Origin of the sequence: Amycolatopsis halotolerans (genome assembly GCF_042647905.1) — a bacterium.
Classification (GTDB): domain Bacteria; phylum Actinomycetota; class Actinomycetes; order Mycobacteriales; family Pseudonocardiaceae; genus Amycolatopsis; species Amycolatopsis halotolerans.
Genome location: NZ_JBHRWI010000024.1, coordinates 195,258 through 210,506 on the forward strand (window position 1 = coordinate 195,258; position 15,249 = coordinate 210,506).

At 68.4% G+C, this 15,249-nt stretch carries 13 protein-coding genes; 8 read left to right on the top strand and 5 right to left on the bottom strand.

What is annotated here, in order from left to right; translation table 11 throughout:
• Position 1: 1 nt before the first annotated feature.
• From ACFORO_RS21210 to ACFORO_RS21225, 4 genes are all read right to left on the bottom strand, one after another.
• A complete protein-coding gene (locus ACFORO_RS21210) occupies positions 2-1,354 on the bottom strand; it encodes an ABC transporter permease (RefSeq protein WP_377873857.1) in 1,353 nt (450 codons plus the stop codon).
• Positions 1,351-2,280 carry an ABC transporter ATP-binding protein gene (locus ACFORO_RS21215; protein ID WP_377873858.1) on the bottom strand — a complete coding sequence of 310 codons (930 nt, stop codon included), beginning with the start codon at positions 2,278-2,280 and terminating at the stop codon, positions 1,351-1,353. Before ACFORO_RS21215 ends, ACFORO_RS21210 begins: the two co-directional genes overlap by 4 nt.
• A 131-nt stretch (positions 2,281-2,411) precedes the next feature.
• Positions 2,412-3,365 carry an MsnO8 family LLM class oxidoreductase gene (locus ACFORO_RS21220; protein ID WP_377873859.1) on the bottom strand — a complete coding sequence of 318 codons (954 nt, stop codon included), beginning with the start codon at positions 3,363-3,365 and terminating at the stop codon, positions 2,412-2,414.
• A gap of 173 nt (positions 3,366-3,538) precedes the next feature.
• A complete protein-coding gene (locus ACFORO_RS21225) occupies positions 3,539-4,933 on the bottom strand; it encodes an APC family permease (RefSeq protein WP_377873860.1) in 1,395 nt (464 codons plus the stop codon).
• 163 nt (positions 4,934-5,096) lie between these two features.
• On the opposite strand from ACFORO_RS21225, the gene ACFORO_RS21230 reads away from it, so the two are divergent.
• Both ACFORO_RS21230 and ACFORO_RS21235 read left to right on the top strand, forming a co-directional pair.
• Positions 5,097-5,708, top strand: coding sequence for a TetR/AcrR family transcriptional regulator (locus ACFORO_RS21230; protein WP_354740401.1), 612 nt, complete (start codon positions 5,097-5,099; stop codon positions 5,706-5,708).
• A complete protein-coding gene (locus ACFORO_RS21235; RefSeq protein WP_377873861.1) occupies positions 5,705-6,778 on the top strand; it encodes a DmpA family aminopeptidase in 1,074 nt (357 codons plus the stop codon). The genes ACFORO_RS21230 and ACFORO_RS21235 overlap by 4 nt, the downstream gene beginning before the upstream one ends.
• A gap of 232 nt (positions 6,779-7,010) precedes the next feature.
• Here the strand turns inward: ACFORO_RS21235 and ACFORO_RS21240 are convergent, their stop codons facing one another.
• The gene (locus tag ACFORO_RS21240; protein WP_377873862.1) at positions 7,011-7,493 is read right to left on the bottom strand and encodes a hypothetical protein; all 483 of its coding nucleotides are present in this window, start codon (positions 7,491-7,493) and stop codon (positions 7,011-7,013) included.
• A gap of 830 nt (positions 7,494-8,323) precedes the next feature.
• On the opposite strand from ACFORO_RS21240, the gene ACFORO_RS21245 reads away from it, so the two are divergent.
• The 6 genes from ACFORO_RS21245 (at position 8,324) to ACFORO_RS21270 (ending at position 14,999) form a co-directional block, all read left to right on the top strand.
• On the top strand, positions 8,324-9,769 hold the full coding sequence (locus ACFORO_RS21245) for a fumarylacetoacetate hydrolase family protein (protein WP_377873863.1): 1,446 nt from the start codon (positions 8,324-8,326) through the stop codon (positions 9,767-9,769).
• On the top strand, positions 9,757-10,431 hold the full coding sequence (locus ACFORO_RS21250; protein WP_354740393.1) for a GntR family transcriptional regulator: 675 nt from the start codon (positions 9,757-9,759) through the stop codon (positions 10,429-10,431). Before ACFORO_RS21245 ends, ACFORO_RS21250 begins: the two co-directional genes overlap by 13 nt.
• 15 nt (positions 10,432-10,446) lie before the next feature.
• A complete protein-coding gene (gene dapA, locus ACFORO_RS21255; protein ID WP_377873864.1) occupies positions 10,447-11,391 on the top strand; it encodes a 4-hydroxy-tetrahydrodipicolinate synthase in 945 nt (314 codons plus the stop codon).
• Positions 11,392-11,393: 2 nt separating this feature from the next.
• On the top strand, positions 11,394-12,902 hold the full coding sequence (gene hpaE / locus ACFORO_RS21260; protein ID WP_354740389.1) for a 5-carboxymethyl-2-hydroxymuconate semialdehyde dehydrogenase: 1,509 nt from the start codon (positions 11,394-11,396) through the stop codon (positions 12,900-12,902).
• Positions 12,899-13,951 (top strand): 3,4-dihydroxyphenylacetate 2,3-dioxygenase, encoded by a 1,053-nt coding sequence (gene hpaD, locus ACFORO_RS21265; protein ID WP_377873865.1) that lies wholly within the window; start codon positions 12,899-12,901, stop codon positions 13,949-13,951. The genes hpaE and hpaD overlap by 4 nt, the downstream gene beginning before the upstream one ends.
• Positions 13,952-14,057: 106 nt before the next feature.
• Entirely contained in the window at positions 14,058-14,999 is a 942-nt protein-coding gene (locus ACFORO_RS21270) for an AraC-like ligand-binding domain-containing protein (RefSeq protein WP_377873866.1), read from the top strand.
• Positions 15,000-15,249: the final 250 nt, after the last annotated feature.

Genomic DNA, 15,249 nt, shown 5'->3' on the forward strand with positions numbered 1-15,249 from the left:
CTCATCCCTTCGTGGAGGAGAGCAGTTCGACGTTGCCGTCGAACTGCCACAGCGGGTTGGGCCGGTCCCCTTCCGGGGTCCGCACCTGGAAGTAGCCGTTCACTTCCTTCGGTCCGTCGCCGTCGGCGACATACCGCCCGTCCGAGGTGACATCGAGCTGGTAGATCGCCTGTCCGGTCGCCGAGATGCCGGGGAGATGCCAGGAGACGACGCACCGCCAGTCGTTGCCGGGGCCTTCGGCCTCGACGAGACCGCCGCCCTTGGTGCATTCCGTGCTGGCCGCGAGCTGCTCCTCCGTGACGTCCGGACGGTGCAGCTGTGCGGCCTGGAGCCGGTAGAGGTGCGCGAATTCGGCGGACAGCGACTGCTGCAGCTTGGCCTGGTCGATGCCCGAACCCGAGGCAGGCGTTGCGACCGCGACGACTGCCACCGTGACGCCGACCAGCGCGGCGAGCGGCAGCAAGCCCGCAGTCAGTACGCGACGACCGGCGCCGTCATAGGTCAGATCGGTGAAGTCACGACGCACGAAGAGCAGGTAGGCCAGCGCAGTCGCGACCACTGCCCAGACCAGGCTCACCCCGACGCCGATCAGCAGCGGACCGACCTGGGCCGGGTCGGTGAAGAGGCCGTTCCACGAGATGAACGCGTACGTCGGCAGCGCGAGCCGCACGACGACCGGCAGCGGCAGCAACTGCGCCACCGCCATCACGAGCGCGACCACCGCGGGCAGCAGCAAGCCCATCGGCGACCGTCCTAATGCGACAGAGCCGAGCAGGCCGATCCCCGCCAGGGCAAGGGTCGGGGCGAGCACGCAGATCCAGGCGAGAATGACCTTCACCGCCGCGTCGCCCGAGGACAGCAGGTGCCCGTCGAGGCCGATCAGCGGCTGTCCGCCGACCGCGACGAGACCGCCGACCGTGCTGGACACCGCCAATCCGAGGACCAGCAACAAGATCACGGTGAGACTGGCGAGCGCCTTCGACACGAAGATCCGCCGGTACGACCGCATCGCCACCAGCAGGTGCCGCCAGGTGCCGAGCCGGTCTTCGGCGGCGAAGACGTCCCCGGCGACCAGCGACGTCAGCAGCGGAAGCGCGTAACTGCCCGCGAAACCGAGCAGCACGAGCGGCCCGGCCCAACCGGTGGTGTTCATCAGGCGGCCGAACAGGGTGTCCACGGGCAGGTCGCTCTGCTGACTGACCGCGGCGACGAACACCGCCGGCGCGATCCAGCAGGCGAGCAGCAGCACCCGGATCCGCCACTGCGACAACAACTTCACCAGCTCGAACCGGTAGCCGCGGCCCAGTCCGACCGGGCGGACCGGCGCCGGTGCCCGTTCCTCGGTGACGGTCATCGCTTGTCCCCCTGCTCCGTGAGCTCCAGGAAAGCCGCCTCCAGCGGCGAAACGACCGGAGCCAGTTCCCGTACGCCGATGCCCTGGCCGACGACGCGTGCGACGAGGTCGTCCAGCGCGGGCACCAGGCCGCTCACCACCAGGACGTCGGCCTGTCCGCGCGGGGCCTGGGTGTCGTCGATCCGCAGCCCGGGCACGTTCTCGGCGATCTCGCGCGCGGCCTTCTGGTCCGAGGTGACCAGGCGGTAAGCCAGTTCGCGGTCGTCGGAGGACAGTTTCGCCAGCGGGCCGGTGAAAACGACGCAACCGGCGGACAGGATGGTGACCTCCGAGCAGAGCGCTTCGAGGTCGTCCATCCGGTGGCTGGACAGCACCACCGCGGTGCCCTCGTCGGCGAGCCGGGTGAGCACGCTGTGCACGTGTTTCTTGCCCGCCGGGTCGAGGCCGTTGGCGGGCTCGTCGAGGATCAGCAGACGCGGCTTGGTCAGCAGCGCGGCGGCGAGGCCGAGGCGCTGGCGCATGCCGAGGGAAAACCCGCGTGCCCGGTCGTCGGCGACGTCGGTGAGCCCGACCTGCGCGAGAAGGTCATCGATGTCGACCGTCTGTCCGCGCAGCGAGGCGAGCGCGGCGAGGTTCTGCCGGGCGGTGAGCGAGGGGTACAGCCCCGGGCCGTCGACGAACCCGGAGATGCCGTCCGGGGTGGCGAGCGCGCGGCCGACCGGGCGGCCGAGGATCTCGAGTTCGCCCTCGTCGGCGACCGCGAGTCCGAGCAGCAGGCCGAGCAGCGTCGTCTTGCCCGCGCCGTTCGGGCCGACGAGCCCGTGGATCTCGCCGTAGGCGACGTCGAGATCGACACCGTCGAGCGCGATGACGTCGCCGAAACACTTGGTGATCGCGCGGGCCCGCACCGCGTCGCTGGTTTTCATGAATCCCCACTTTCCGAAGCCGTGAGGAACTTAGGCACGACAAGTGACATGCGAACCCGTGCCAGGTTGAACGTTGGGGAAACCCCGTGCGCCGCAGCCGGTTTCCTGGCAGCTAATCGGGCAAAACGGGATCAATCGCGCGCGGGCAAAGTGTCCGAGATCTCCCGGACCAGCGCATAGGACCGTTTCCGCTCCGCGTGGTCGTGGATCGGGGTGGTGATCATCAGTTCGTCCGCGCCGGTTTCGGCGATGACTGTGCGCAATGAATTCCGCAGCGCCGCCGGGGCTCCGGCGAGTACCGGGCCGGGACCGACGGCCGGGTCCACGACGGCGTCTTCCGGGCGCGGCAACAAGATCCGCTCGCCGCGCGAACGGCTCAACGCTTTAGCCCGAATGGACCTGGCGAGCCATTCGGCCCGTTCCTCGGTCGCGGCGGCTACCACCGCGACGCTGACCACAATGGACGGTTCAGCAGTGTGGCCGGGGCGGAAGTGCTCGCGGTAGATCCGGGTCGCGGCGGCGGCTTCGGCGGGGCGAAGGTGGTAGGCGAACGCGTACGGCAGGCCTAGTTCGGCGGCGAGGTGTGCGCTGGCGGTGCTCGAGCCGAGGAGCCAGATGCCCGGCACGTTCCCTTGCGCCGGAGTTGCGCGCAGCGGCTGGTCCGCGTCGGAGAAGTAGGCCAGCAACTCCTTGATGCGGCCGGGAAAGCTGTCCGCCGGACCGGGGTTCAGCGCGGCGGCCACTCGTTGCGGACCGCCGAGCGCGCGGCCCAGCCCGAGGTCGATCCGGTCCGGATGGAACGCGGCGAGCGTGCCGAACTGCTCGGCGACGACGAGCGGCGGATGGTTGAGCAGCAGGACGCCGCCCGCGCCGACGCGGATCCGTTTCGTGGCATCCGCGACGCGGGCGACTGCCACGGCAGGCGCGGCGCTCGCGACACCACGCATGCCGTGGTGTTCGGGCAGCCAGTAGCGGTGATATCCCAGCTCGTCGGCCAGTTCGGCGAGATCGACCGTGCGCCGCAACGCCTCCCGCGCGGTCGATCCCGCGACGATCGGCGACGTGTCCAGCACTGAAACCCGCACCAGGGCATCATCCCGCAACGGGGCTTTCTCAGCAGTGCGGCGTACGGCAGGAACGCGGCGAAGGTCCGTGAGGGGAACCCTGAGGGAATCAGAGTCCCTCAGGGTTCCCCTCACGGACCTCGGCACCGCGCGACCAGGCCGCCCGCGTCGCAAGTGGACGGTCCAGCCGCGGCTTACGAGGTCTCCCGCACCGGCGCGGGCGCGGTCTCCTCTTCCTCCACCGCCTCGCTCAGCTGCCAGCCGCCCCGGCGACGCAGCACCACGAGGTAATAACCCAAGGCCAGCAACGCGATCGCGCCGGTGACGATGAGACTCGGCCGTCCGATCACCGGGTCGGTCGCGTTCACGTACAGCACGAACGCCAGCGCGATCAACGCCACGACCGGCGCGATCGGGAACCCGGGCATCCGGTACTTGGCCCCCGCCGTCGCTCCGGAGCGGCGGCCCAGGAGGGCGCCGAGGCACAGCGCCGCGTACACGACGACGATCGACGTGCTGGTCACGACTGTCAGGATCTGCGGGTCCACAAAGCACAGTGCGGCAGCGATGAATCCGGTCGCCAGCGTCGCGACCCACGGGGTGCCGAACTTCGGGTGCACCGCCGAGAGCGCGCGGTTCATCGCCTTCGGCCACGCCCGGTCGCGGCCGCTGCTGAACACCAGCCGGGAACTGATCAGCACGATCGCGAGGACGGCGTTGATGATGGCGAGCGCGACCGCGAGGCTCAGCACGGTGTCGAGCGTGCTGCCGCCGCGAGCTTGCACGAAGTACGACAACATGTTGGGAGAGCTGAACAAAGTGCCGAGATCCGGTGCGCCCATCAGCACCGCGGTGACCGGGATCAGCTCGGCCAGCACGGTCACCCCGAGTCCCATGAGGACAGCGCGCGCCACCCCGCGTCCGGCGTCCTTGGTCTCTTCTCCGAAGTAGACAGCCGAGCCGTAGCCGTTGTAGGCGAAGATCGCGATGGCGGTAGCGATCATCACCGCGCTGATCGTCGCCGGACCGCCGCCCGGGGCGACCGGATGCGCGATCAGGTCGGTGAACGGACGGGCCGGCTTGGCCAGCCCGAGCACCGCGACCACGGCCAGCGCCAGCAGCTCCACCGCGAGGAAAATGCCGGTGACCCAGGCGTTCAGCTTGATGTCGAACACCGCGACGATCGCCGCGAGCACGCACGTCACCGCCGCCACGACCGCCGGGGACACGCCGGGCAGCACCACGCTCAGGTACTGGCCGACGCCGAGCGCGATCACCGCGACGATCAGCACCTGCGTCACGATCATGATGCCCAGCACCATGAATCCGGGCAGTTTGCCCAGCGTGCGCGCGGCGATCGTGTACTCCCCGCCCGCGCTCGGGAAGGCCGAGCCGAGTTCGGCGTACACGAAGGCCATGAAGATGCCGACTACGGCGGCGGCGAGGAAGGCGTAGAAGGCGCCCGATCCGGCGCCGGTGAGGACGCCCGGTGCGATGACGAACACCGAGGACGCCGGGCTGATCGCGGAAAGCGTGATCAGCAGCATGCCGAGGGTGCGCAACCCGCGGCGCAAGACGGGGGTGGACAACGCTGGCCTCCATCAAGTCGTTGCTCAGGTACGTTGTTTGAATGGAACTCAAATAACCAGCCGGGCGTTCAGCTAAGGCCCTCACGCCCGCCACGTCAAGACTTCAGCGGTCTCGATCCGTTCAGGGGTTGCATTTTTCGAGATTTGTTCAAAGAATCAAGGCATGGCAAGACCGAGCAAGGCCCCCGAGCGGCGGGCGGAACTGGTGGCCGCGGCGCGGCACACGGTCGTCGAACGCGGCGTGCTGAACCTGAAGCTGCGCGACGTCGCGGACCACGCCGGCATGTCGCCGGGTTCCCTGTTGTACTACTACCCCTCCCTGAGCGACCTGCTCGAAGACGTGCAGCAGGAGGCCGTCGAACGCTTCTGCGTCGCGCGCGAAGCCGCCGTCGCCGGGGAGGCCGACCCGCGCGCCCGGATGCGCGCGATGATCGGCAGCGGCCTGCCGAACGGCAAGAACGACGAACTGTGCGTGCTGCTCTACGAACTGGGCACCATCGCCCGCCGCGAACCGGCGTACGCCGCGCGGCACATCGCGCTGTACGAACGCCAGGTCCGCGGATACGTCGGAATCCTGGAAGCCGGTGCCGCGACCGGGATTTTCGACCTGACCGACGATCCCGTCACCATCGCCCGCAACCTCGTCACCCTCGAAGACGGGTACGGCCTGCACCTGACCCAAGCCGTCCCGCCGCTCGACCGATCCGTCGCCGAGGCGATGGTGCTCTCGTATGCCCGCGTTTCGACCCGATGCTCCCTGGAGGACCCCGCATGACCCGCGCCCGCGACCTGGGCTTGGCCCTCGGCGGCAAGCCCGGCCCGCACAACGCGATCACTGACATCCCCGGCGTCGAGGTCGGATACACCACCTTGATCGAAGGCTCGTCGGTGCGCACCGGGGTCACCGCGATCCTGCCGCGCGGCCGTTCCCAGTTCGACGTGCCTTGTTCGGCGGGCACCTTTTCCTTGAACGGCAACGGAGAAATGACCGGCCGCGCTTGGCTCGCGGAGACCGGGTCCCTGACCCTGCCGGTCTTGATCACCAGCACCCACTCGGTCGGACAGTGTCACCGGGGCACGATCGATTGGGTGGTGCGGGAACGCCCGGACGCCGCGGCGGAGTGGCTGCTCCCCGTGGTGGCGGAGACGTGGGACGGGTACCTCAACGACGTCAACGCCCCGACTATCCGGACCGACCACGCCGTCGCCGCCATCGACGCGGCTGCCTCCGGCCCCATTGCCGAGGGTTCGGTGGGCGGCGGGACCGGGATGACCTGCTACGGATTCAAGGGCGGGACCGGGACTTCTTCGCGGGTTGTTTCGCATGGTTCGGACAGCTACACCGTTGGCGCTTTGGTGCAGGCGAACTTCGGGAGCCGCCCGGAACTCACGGTCGCTGGATCTCACCTAGGTGCCGAGCTTCTTGACGACAACCCGATGGCCGACACGAACTGGCTCGCTCCCGCCGGTGCTGGGTCGGTGATCGTCGTGATCGGGACCGATGCGCCTCTGTTGCCTGGTCAGTGCGCCGCTCTGGCCCGCCGGGTGCCGCTCGGGCTGGCTCGGACCGGGACCACCGGCTCGCACTTCTCCGGCGACCTGTTCCTGGCCTTCAGCACGGCTAACGCAGGTGCTTTGACCAGCCATTTCCCCCGGCCGGACGACGAGCCGTACGAGAGCATGCGGTTCGTTCCGTGGGGTGCGATCGACCCGTTCTTCGAGGCGGTGGTGCAGGCGGTCGAGGAGGCGGTGCTGAACGCGCTGGTGGCCAATGACGAGATGGTCGGACATCGGGGGCACCGGGTTCCGTCGCTTCCGTTGGCCCGCTGGCAGGAGGGGGCCTAGAGCAGGCGCGGCGGGCTCGCCCGGGCGCTTGGCTGACCACGCGCCGCGTCCGGGCGAGCCGGGACTTCCACCCCACAGACCCCGCCCCCGCCGCAAGAAGGGTCTCGCGTGTGCCGACCCCCTCCCCGGCACGCGCGAGACCCGCGGCACCCGCGAAAGCCTGCCGAGGGCCTCGTGAGTGCGCGGTTCTAACCGGGATGGGCACGCACGAGGCCCATACCTGCCCCACCCGTCACAGGTCACGGTGCTCCGCGTCCCGCATCTTCAAAGCTGGCGTTGCGCCCAGTTGCAAGATACCGATCGCTTGGTTGCTGACCTGGGCCCCGTTCGCGACCGAGTGCAGGATGCCGTTGTACACGAGATCCCAGATCCGCCGATCCAGTTGCAACTCGTGCGAGCTGCGGGAAAATCCGCCGTCTTTGCCGTAAAGCCAGAGATGGAAGGTTGTCCCGCCGTAGGACGCGTCGATCTTGGTCAGGTGGTACAGGTCAAGCCAGACTCGTTTCTTGATTCCCCACCTCGAGCGTTCCACCAGAAGCCAGTCAGCGCCCGCCGCGTAGGTCAAATACGTGAACGGACTGGTCGTCAGGAACGTGAACACCGCGATGACGACCCAGAGCTGCCAGTACTTGAACGCGCTCAGCCCCAGGCCGCGAACCAGGGAAACACCCGCCACCAACGCCAGCATCAATGCCAGACCGACGACGGCGCCCATGATCTTCCCGCTTCGGCTCTCCCGGTGCCAGGCCAGCACAGGACCCTTGCCAGGCGGCGGCTCCGGCCGCCAAGAGAGACGGTTCTCCCGTGTCGGGTCAGCGTCCGGCGGTTGCTGTTCTCCCCCGAAGTAGCTCAGACCGTGCGGCGGGAACGGCTCACCGGTCTGCGAATCCGGCCGAGGAGGAAGACCGGCTGATCCGCCCATGCTTCCTGGAGTCGATGCGTCTGTCATGAAGTGACTTCCTGCTTATTTAGAGCCCCGAACCGGCGTAGGCACTCACGAGGCCCGTACGCGCTCAAGCAGTTCCCCGCTGATCCGGAGGTGTGGGCGGCCGGTGGACGTCCGGCAAAGAGCGGCGGCACCGACGCAGTATCCGCCGCGACGGGCGGAAGGCGCGGATCAGGACGGCCAGGTCTCTGAGCCCCTTGGTATCTCCGGTCTTGTGCACGATGAACGCCGCGAGACCGAGCACTGCGACGAAGGCAGTCAGGGTGCACAGGGGAACCACCAGCAACAGCAAGTCAACTCCGCAACGACGTACACCGGCCCCGGCACCGGTGTTGCTGCTCGAGTTGTCTGCGGTTGTCATGACCCACGTCGCTCTGTAACCGGAACCGCGTAGTCCGGGTGCTACTCGGCGGCTGGTGGTAAGTCAGCCTGCACTGTTTGGTCAGACAGCGCTTCCGGTCCTCCCCAAAAGGGGCCGTGAATCATCGGTCACCTTAGTCCTGGCTTCGGCCGGACGCACCTCTTGCCCCGACCCGCCAGGATCGTATATCTTTTGAGATATCTTCCTCTCCCGACGACATCCGGGCAGGTCAACCCCCATGAGTCCCGTATCGAGCACCACCCCGCCGGAGCGGCCGGGCAAGGTCATCGCGCTTCATTTGAACTATCCGTCCCGTGCCAAGCAGCGTGGGAGGACCCCGGCGAAGCCCTCGTACTTCGTCAAGCCCGCCACCTCCATCAGCGCCTCCGGCACCCCCATCGAGCGGCCGGCGGGCACCGAACTCCTCGCCTTCGAGGGCGAGATCGCGCTCGTCATCGGCAAGCGGGCCCGCCACGTCTCCCCCGGCCAAGGCTGGAGCTACGTCGAGAGCGTCACCGCCGCCAATGACTTCGGCGTATACGATCTTCGGCACGCCGACGGCGGTTCCAACCTCCGTTCCAAGGGCGGCGACGGCTTCACGCCGCTCGGCCCGGCGACGATCCCGGCCGCGGAGGTCGATCCCGCGAAACTCCGCGTCCGCACCTGGGTCAACGGCGAGCTCGTCCAGGACGACACCACCGAGGACCTCATCTTCGACTTCGGCACCCTCGTCGCCGACCTCTCCCAGCTGAGCACCCTCGAACCCGGCGACGTCATCCTCACCGGAACGCCAGCCGGATCGTCCGTCGTGCAGCCGGGCGACACGGTCGAAGTGGAGGTCAGCTACGGCGCGAAGACCACCGGGCGGCTGGTCACGCCGGTCACGGAGGGCACCACGCCGCTCCCGGAGTTCAGCGCTCAGCCCAAAATCGACGACAACCAGCGCGAACAGGCTTACGGCGACAGGGAATCCGCGGGGCTCCCGGCCGAATTCGTGCTCACCGAGGAACTCAAGACCAAGCTCACCAGCGTAGGCACGGCAACGCTTTCCGCCCAGCTGCGCAAGAACGGCTACAACCACGTCTCCATCGACGGCCTCGGCTCCACCCGTCCGGACACGAAACTCATCGGCCGCGCGCGGACGCTCCGCTACGTCCCCTTCCGCGAGGACCTCTTCAAGTCCCACGGCGGCGGCTTCAACGCCCAGAAACGCGCCATCGACAGCCTCAACCCCGGCGACGTCCTGGTCATGGAAGCCCGCGGCGAAAAGGGAACCGGCACGATCGGCGACATCCTCGCCCTCCGTGCCCAGGTCCGCGGCGCGGCGGGAATCGTCACCGACGGCGGCGTGCGCGACCTGGCGGCGGTGGCCGCGCTGGACATCCCGACCTATCACTCCGGCCCGCACCCGGCGGTGCTCGGCCGCCGTCACGTTCCCTGGGACGTCGACATCACCATCGCGTGCGGCGGCGCGACAGTTCAGCCGGGCGACGTCATCGTGGGCGATTCCGACGGCGTGCTCGTGATTCCGCCGCACCTGGTGGAAAAGATCGCGGACGCGGCCATCGAGCAGGAGCGCCAGGAAACGTTCATCGCGGAGCAGGTCGCGAACGGCGAAAGCGTCGACGGCCTCTACCCGATGAACGAGCACTGGAAGGCCAGGTACGCCCAGTGGCGCCCGTAGCCGGCGAGAGCAAGTCGCAGCGCGCGTACCGCTGGATCAAGGACCGGATCGCCGACCGGACCTTCGGTCCCGGCTATCGCTTGGTGCTGGGGCAGATCGCCAAGGAACTGGACGTCAGCGTCGTCCCCGTGCGCGAAGCGATCCGGCTGCTCGAAGCCGAAGGGCTGGTCACGTTCGAGCGCAACGTCGGCGCGCAGGTGGTGATGGTCGACGAGACCGCGTACGAGCACACCATGCAAACCCTTGCCCTGGTGGAAGGTTTCGCCACCTCGCTGTCCGCGCCGAAACTGTCCGCCGAGGACATCGAACGGGCGCGCGCGGTCAACGAGCAGCTGCGGCTGTCGCTGGAAAACTTCGAGCCGCACCGGTTCACCGAGCTGAACCAAGAGTTCCATTCAGTCCTTTTCGAACCGTGCCCGAACCCGCACGTGCTCGACCTCGTGCACCGCGGCTGGCACCGGCTGGCCTCGCTGCGCGATTCGACGTTCAGCTTCGTCCCGGGCCGCGCGCACGAATCGGTCAAGGAACACGAACAGCTGCTGGTGCTGATCGAGCAGAACGCCGACCCGCTGGAACTCGAACTGGCCGCGCGCCGGCACCGCACCGCCACCCTCGACGCCTACCTCGACCGGCGGGCCGCCCCGCCCGCCGAAGCTCCCTAGGAAGGACCCCACCCCATGAGGTTCCGCAGTACCCCGAACGCCATCACCGGCTCGATCGCGCCGCTGATGACCCCGTTCACCGCCGACGGCGCCGTCGACCACGAGAGCCTGGCCAACCTGGTCAACTGGCAGCTCGCGTCCGGTTCGAACGGCGTCTCGATCGGCGGCTCGACCGGCGAGCCCGGCGCGATGACGGTGGCCGAGCGCGCGGAGACGATCCGCACCGTCGCCAAGGCGGTGGACGACAAGGTGCCGTTCATGCCTGGCACCGGTTCGGCGAAGCTCGACGAGACGCTGGAGCTGACCTCCGAGGCGCGCGACGCGGGCATCGACGCGGCGCTGATCATCACCCCGTACTACGCGCGGCCCACCCAGGAAGCGCTCTACAGCTGGTACGCCACGGTCGCGAAGGAATTCCCGGACCTGCCGATCGTCGCCTACAACGTGCCGAGCCGGACGTCGGTCGACCTCGCCCCGGAGACGGTCGCGCGGCTGTTCCGCGATTTCGACAACTTCGTCGGGATCAAGGAGACCACCAAGGACTTCGAGCACTTCTCCCGCGTGCTTCACTTGTGCGGCAAGGAATTGCTCGTCTGGTCGGGCATCGAGCTGCTGTGCCTGCCGCTGCTTTCCCTCGGCGGCACCGGTTTCGTGAGCGCCACCGCCAACATCGCCCCGGCCGCCAGCGCCGAGATGTACCGCGCGTGGACCGAGGGGGACTTCGAGCGCGCCCGCGAGATCCACTACGGCCTGCACCCGCTGGTCGACCTGCTGTTCGTCGAGACCAACCCGGCGCCGGGCAAGTGGGTGCTGGAGCAGCGCGGGCTCATCCGCTCGGGCTTCGTGCGCCCGCCGCTGATCACCCCGACCGAACCGGGCATCGCCCGGATCACCGAACTGATGCGCCAGGGCGAGCAGTACCTCTCGCCCGTCGACGGCTTCACCGTGGAAGGAAAGTGACCATGACCGCGCACTACGTTCCGGAGAACCTGCCGGAGCACATCCGCCACTACATCGGCGGAGCGCCGGCCGACAGCGTCTCGGGCGACACCTTCGAGGTGCTCGACCCGGTCACGAACAAGCCGTACATGACGGCTTCGGCGGGCAAGGCCGAGGACATCGACCTCGCCGTCGCCGCGGCGAAGGAAGCCTTCGACCACGGTCCGTGGCCGAAGATGCTGCCGCGCCAGCGCGCCCGGATCCTCAACAAGATCGCCGATCTGGTGGAGAGCCGCGACAAGCAGCTGGCCGAACTGGAGACCTTCGACACCGGCCTGCCGATCAAGCAGGCGCTGGGCCAGGCGCAGCGCGCCGCGGAGAACTTCCGGTTCTTCGCCGACCTGATCGTCGCGCAGGCCGACGACACCTACAAGGTGCCCGGCAAGCAGGTCAACTACGTCAACCGCAAGCCGGTCGGCGTCGCCGGGCTGATCACGCCGTGGAACACGCCGTTCATGCTGGAGAGCTGGAAGCTCGCGCCGGCGCTGGCGGCCGGCTGCACCGTGGTGCTGAAGCCCGCCGAGTTCACGCCGCTGTCGGCGAGCCTGTGGGCGGACATCTTCCGCGAGGCGGGCGTGCCGGACGGGGTGTTCAACCTCGTCAACGGCCTCGGCGAGGAAGCGGGCGACGCGCTGGTCAAGCACCCGGACGTCCGGCTGATCTCGTTCACCGGCGAAACCACCACCGGCGAAACGATCTTCCGCAACTGCGCGCCCGGCCTCAAGGGCATGTCGATGGAGCTGGGCGGCAAGTCCCCGGCCGTCGTGTTCGCCGACGCGGACTTCGAAGCGGCGCTGGACTCCACCCTGTTCGGCGTCTTCTCGCTCAACGGCGAACGCTGCACGGCGGGCAGCCGGATCCTTGTCGAGCGCCCGATTTACGAGGAGTTCTGCACCCGCTACGCCGAACGCGCCCGCAACATCGTGGTCGGCGACCCGCACGACCCGGCCACCGAGGTCGGCGCGCTCGTGCACCCGGAGCACTTCGACAAGGTGATGAGCTACGTCGAAATCGGCAAGACGGAAGGGAAACTGCTCGCCGGCGGCGGCCGTCCGGAGGGCCTGGAAACCGGGAACTACGTCGCCCCGACGGTCTTCGCCGACGTGAAGCCGGACGCGCGGATCTTCCAGGAGGAGATTTTCGGCCCGGTCGTGGCGATCACGCCGTTCGACACCGACGAGGAAGCGCTCGAGCTGGCCAACAACGTCAAGTACGGCCTGGCCGCCTACGTCTGGACCGCCGACCTCACCCGCGCGCACAACTTCGCGCAGAGCATCGACGCCGGCATGGTCTGGCTGAACTCGCACAACGTGCGCGACCTGCGCACGCCGTTCGGCGGGGTCAAGGCGTCCGGCCTCGGCCACGAAGGCGGCTACCGCTCGATCGACTTCTACACCGAACAGCAGGCCGTGCACATCACGCTCGGCGACGTGCACACGGCGCGCTTCGGGGCCGGGAAGGACAAGGCATGACCACCACGCCACCGGACGTGATCCGCTGTGCCTACGCGGAACTGATCGTCAGCGACCTCCGCGCGTCGCGCGAGTTCTATGTGGACATTCTCGGTCTCGTGGTGACCTACGAAGACGACGAAGCGGTCTACCTGCGCGCGTTCGAGGAATACCTGCACCATTCGCTGATCATCCGCAAGGGTGCGGAGCCCGCGCTGTCCGTGCTCGCGTACCGCGTGCGCAGCGAAGCCGAACTCGACGTCGCCGAGGCGTACTACCGGGAACTCGGCGTCCAGGTGCGCCGCGTCCCGAAGGGCACCACGCGCGGCATCGGCGAAGCGGTGCGCGTGCAGGACCCGCTCGGCTTCCCGATCGAGTTCTTCTACGAGGCCGAGCACGTCGAGCGCTTCACCCAGCGCTACGACGTGCACGGCCCGGGCGCGCTGTCGCGGCTGGACCACTTCAACGTGAACACGCCGGACGTCCCGGCCGCGCGGAAGTACTACGAGGGCCTCGGCTTCCGGGTGTCGGAGGACATCGTGGACGACGAGGGCACCGTGTACGCGGCGTGGATGTTCCGCAAACCGACCGTGCACGACGTCGCGCTCACCGGCGGCGCGGGCCCGCGCCTGCACCACATCGCGTTCGCGACGCACGAGCGGCACCAGATCCTGCACATCTGCGACCACCTCGGCGCGGTGCGGAAATCGGACCAGATCGAGCGCGGCCCGGGCCGCCACGGCGTGTCGAACGCGTTCTATTTGTACGTGCGTGACCCGGACGGGCACCGGATCGAGATCTACACCCACGACTATTACACCGGCGACCCGGACAACCCGGTGATCAGCTGGGACGTGCACGACAACCAGCGTCGTGACTGGTGGGGCAATCCGGTGGTGCCGAGCTGGTACACCGAGGCCTCGCGGGTGCTCGACCTCGACGGGAAGCTCCAGCCCGTCGAGGAACGGACCGACACGAAGGAAATGGACGTGACCATCGGTGCGGACGGGTTCTCCTACACCCGCACCGACGACACCGCCCGGGGTTTCAAACTGGGCGAACAGGTCTAAGGTGCGTCCCGTCCGTGAAGGGCTCCTTCCGGGAATCTGATTCCCGCAAGGAGCCCTTCACGGACCGTCAGCAGCGGTACCGGCACTTCGACGGAGAGGTGACATGATGACGGCAATCTTGCAGACGCCGACCACGGTCGCGCAGGACTTCACGGAGTTCCGGTCCGCGGTCCTGCGGTCGTTCGTGCCGCTGCAGGTGAGCACCGAGCACCGCGACCGGTTCCACGGCAGGCTCCGCACGCACGAGGCGGGCGAGATCGCGCTCACCGAGATCACCGCGTCGCCGCACGCGGTCGAGCGCACGCCGGAATTGATCGCCCGCGCGGACCGGCCCTGCTACAAGCTGAGCGTCATGCTGGCCGGCACCGGAATCCTCACCCAGGACGGCCGCGAGGCGGTGCTGCGTCCCGGCGATGTCGCGCTGTACGACACGAACCGGCCGTATTCGCTCGTGTTCGAAGAGAATTTCCGGACGCTCGTGCTGATGTTCCCGCAACAGCAGGTCGACCTACCGCGGGATCTGGTCGGTCAGCTCACCGCGGTGCGGATGTCCGGACGCTCCGGGGTCGGGAACGTGGTGGTGCCGTTCCTCGCGCAGCTGGGCGGGAATCTGGACGTGCTGACGAGCCCGGTGGGCATACGGCTGGCGCACAACGCGGTCGACCTGCTGACCACGATGCTGGCCACCGAACTCGACCTGGACCGCACGGCCGCCGACCCGCACCACGACCTGATGCGGCGGATCCGGAGTTACATCGACGCCAATCTGTCGCGGTCTGATCTCGGGCCCGCGCAGATCGCCGCGGAGCATTACATCTCCACCCGGCATCTGCACGGGTTGTTCCAGGAGCAGGGGACGACGGTGGCGGGGTGGATCCGGCAGCGGCGGCTGGAGCATTGCCGCCGGGATCTGCGGGATCCGTTGCTGGCGGCGCGTCCGGTCGCGGCAATCGCGGCTCGGTGGGGGTTTGTGGACGCGGCGCATTTCTCGCGGGTGTTTCGGGCGGCGTTCGCGCAGTCGCCCAGTGAGTTGCGCGCCCGCGGCTGAACCCGCCAAACCACACACAGCGCTCCCGGACACCTTGGGCCGCCATTTCCGTGGCGGAGCCATCGGATCTGGCGGCGGATAGCGACTTGCCGCCAGCTCTACGGGGCCGTTGCTGACGGCCCGTCCCGTCGCATCGCGGCAAGCGCGGGCCGATGGGGATCTGTCGACGCGGCGCATTTCTCGCGGGTCTTACGGGCGGCGTTCGAGTGGTCGCCGAGCGAGCTTCGCGCCCTGCGGCCTATCCCGCCCC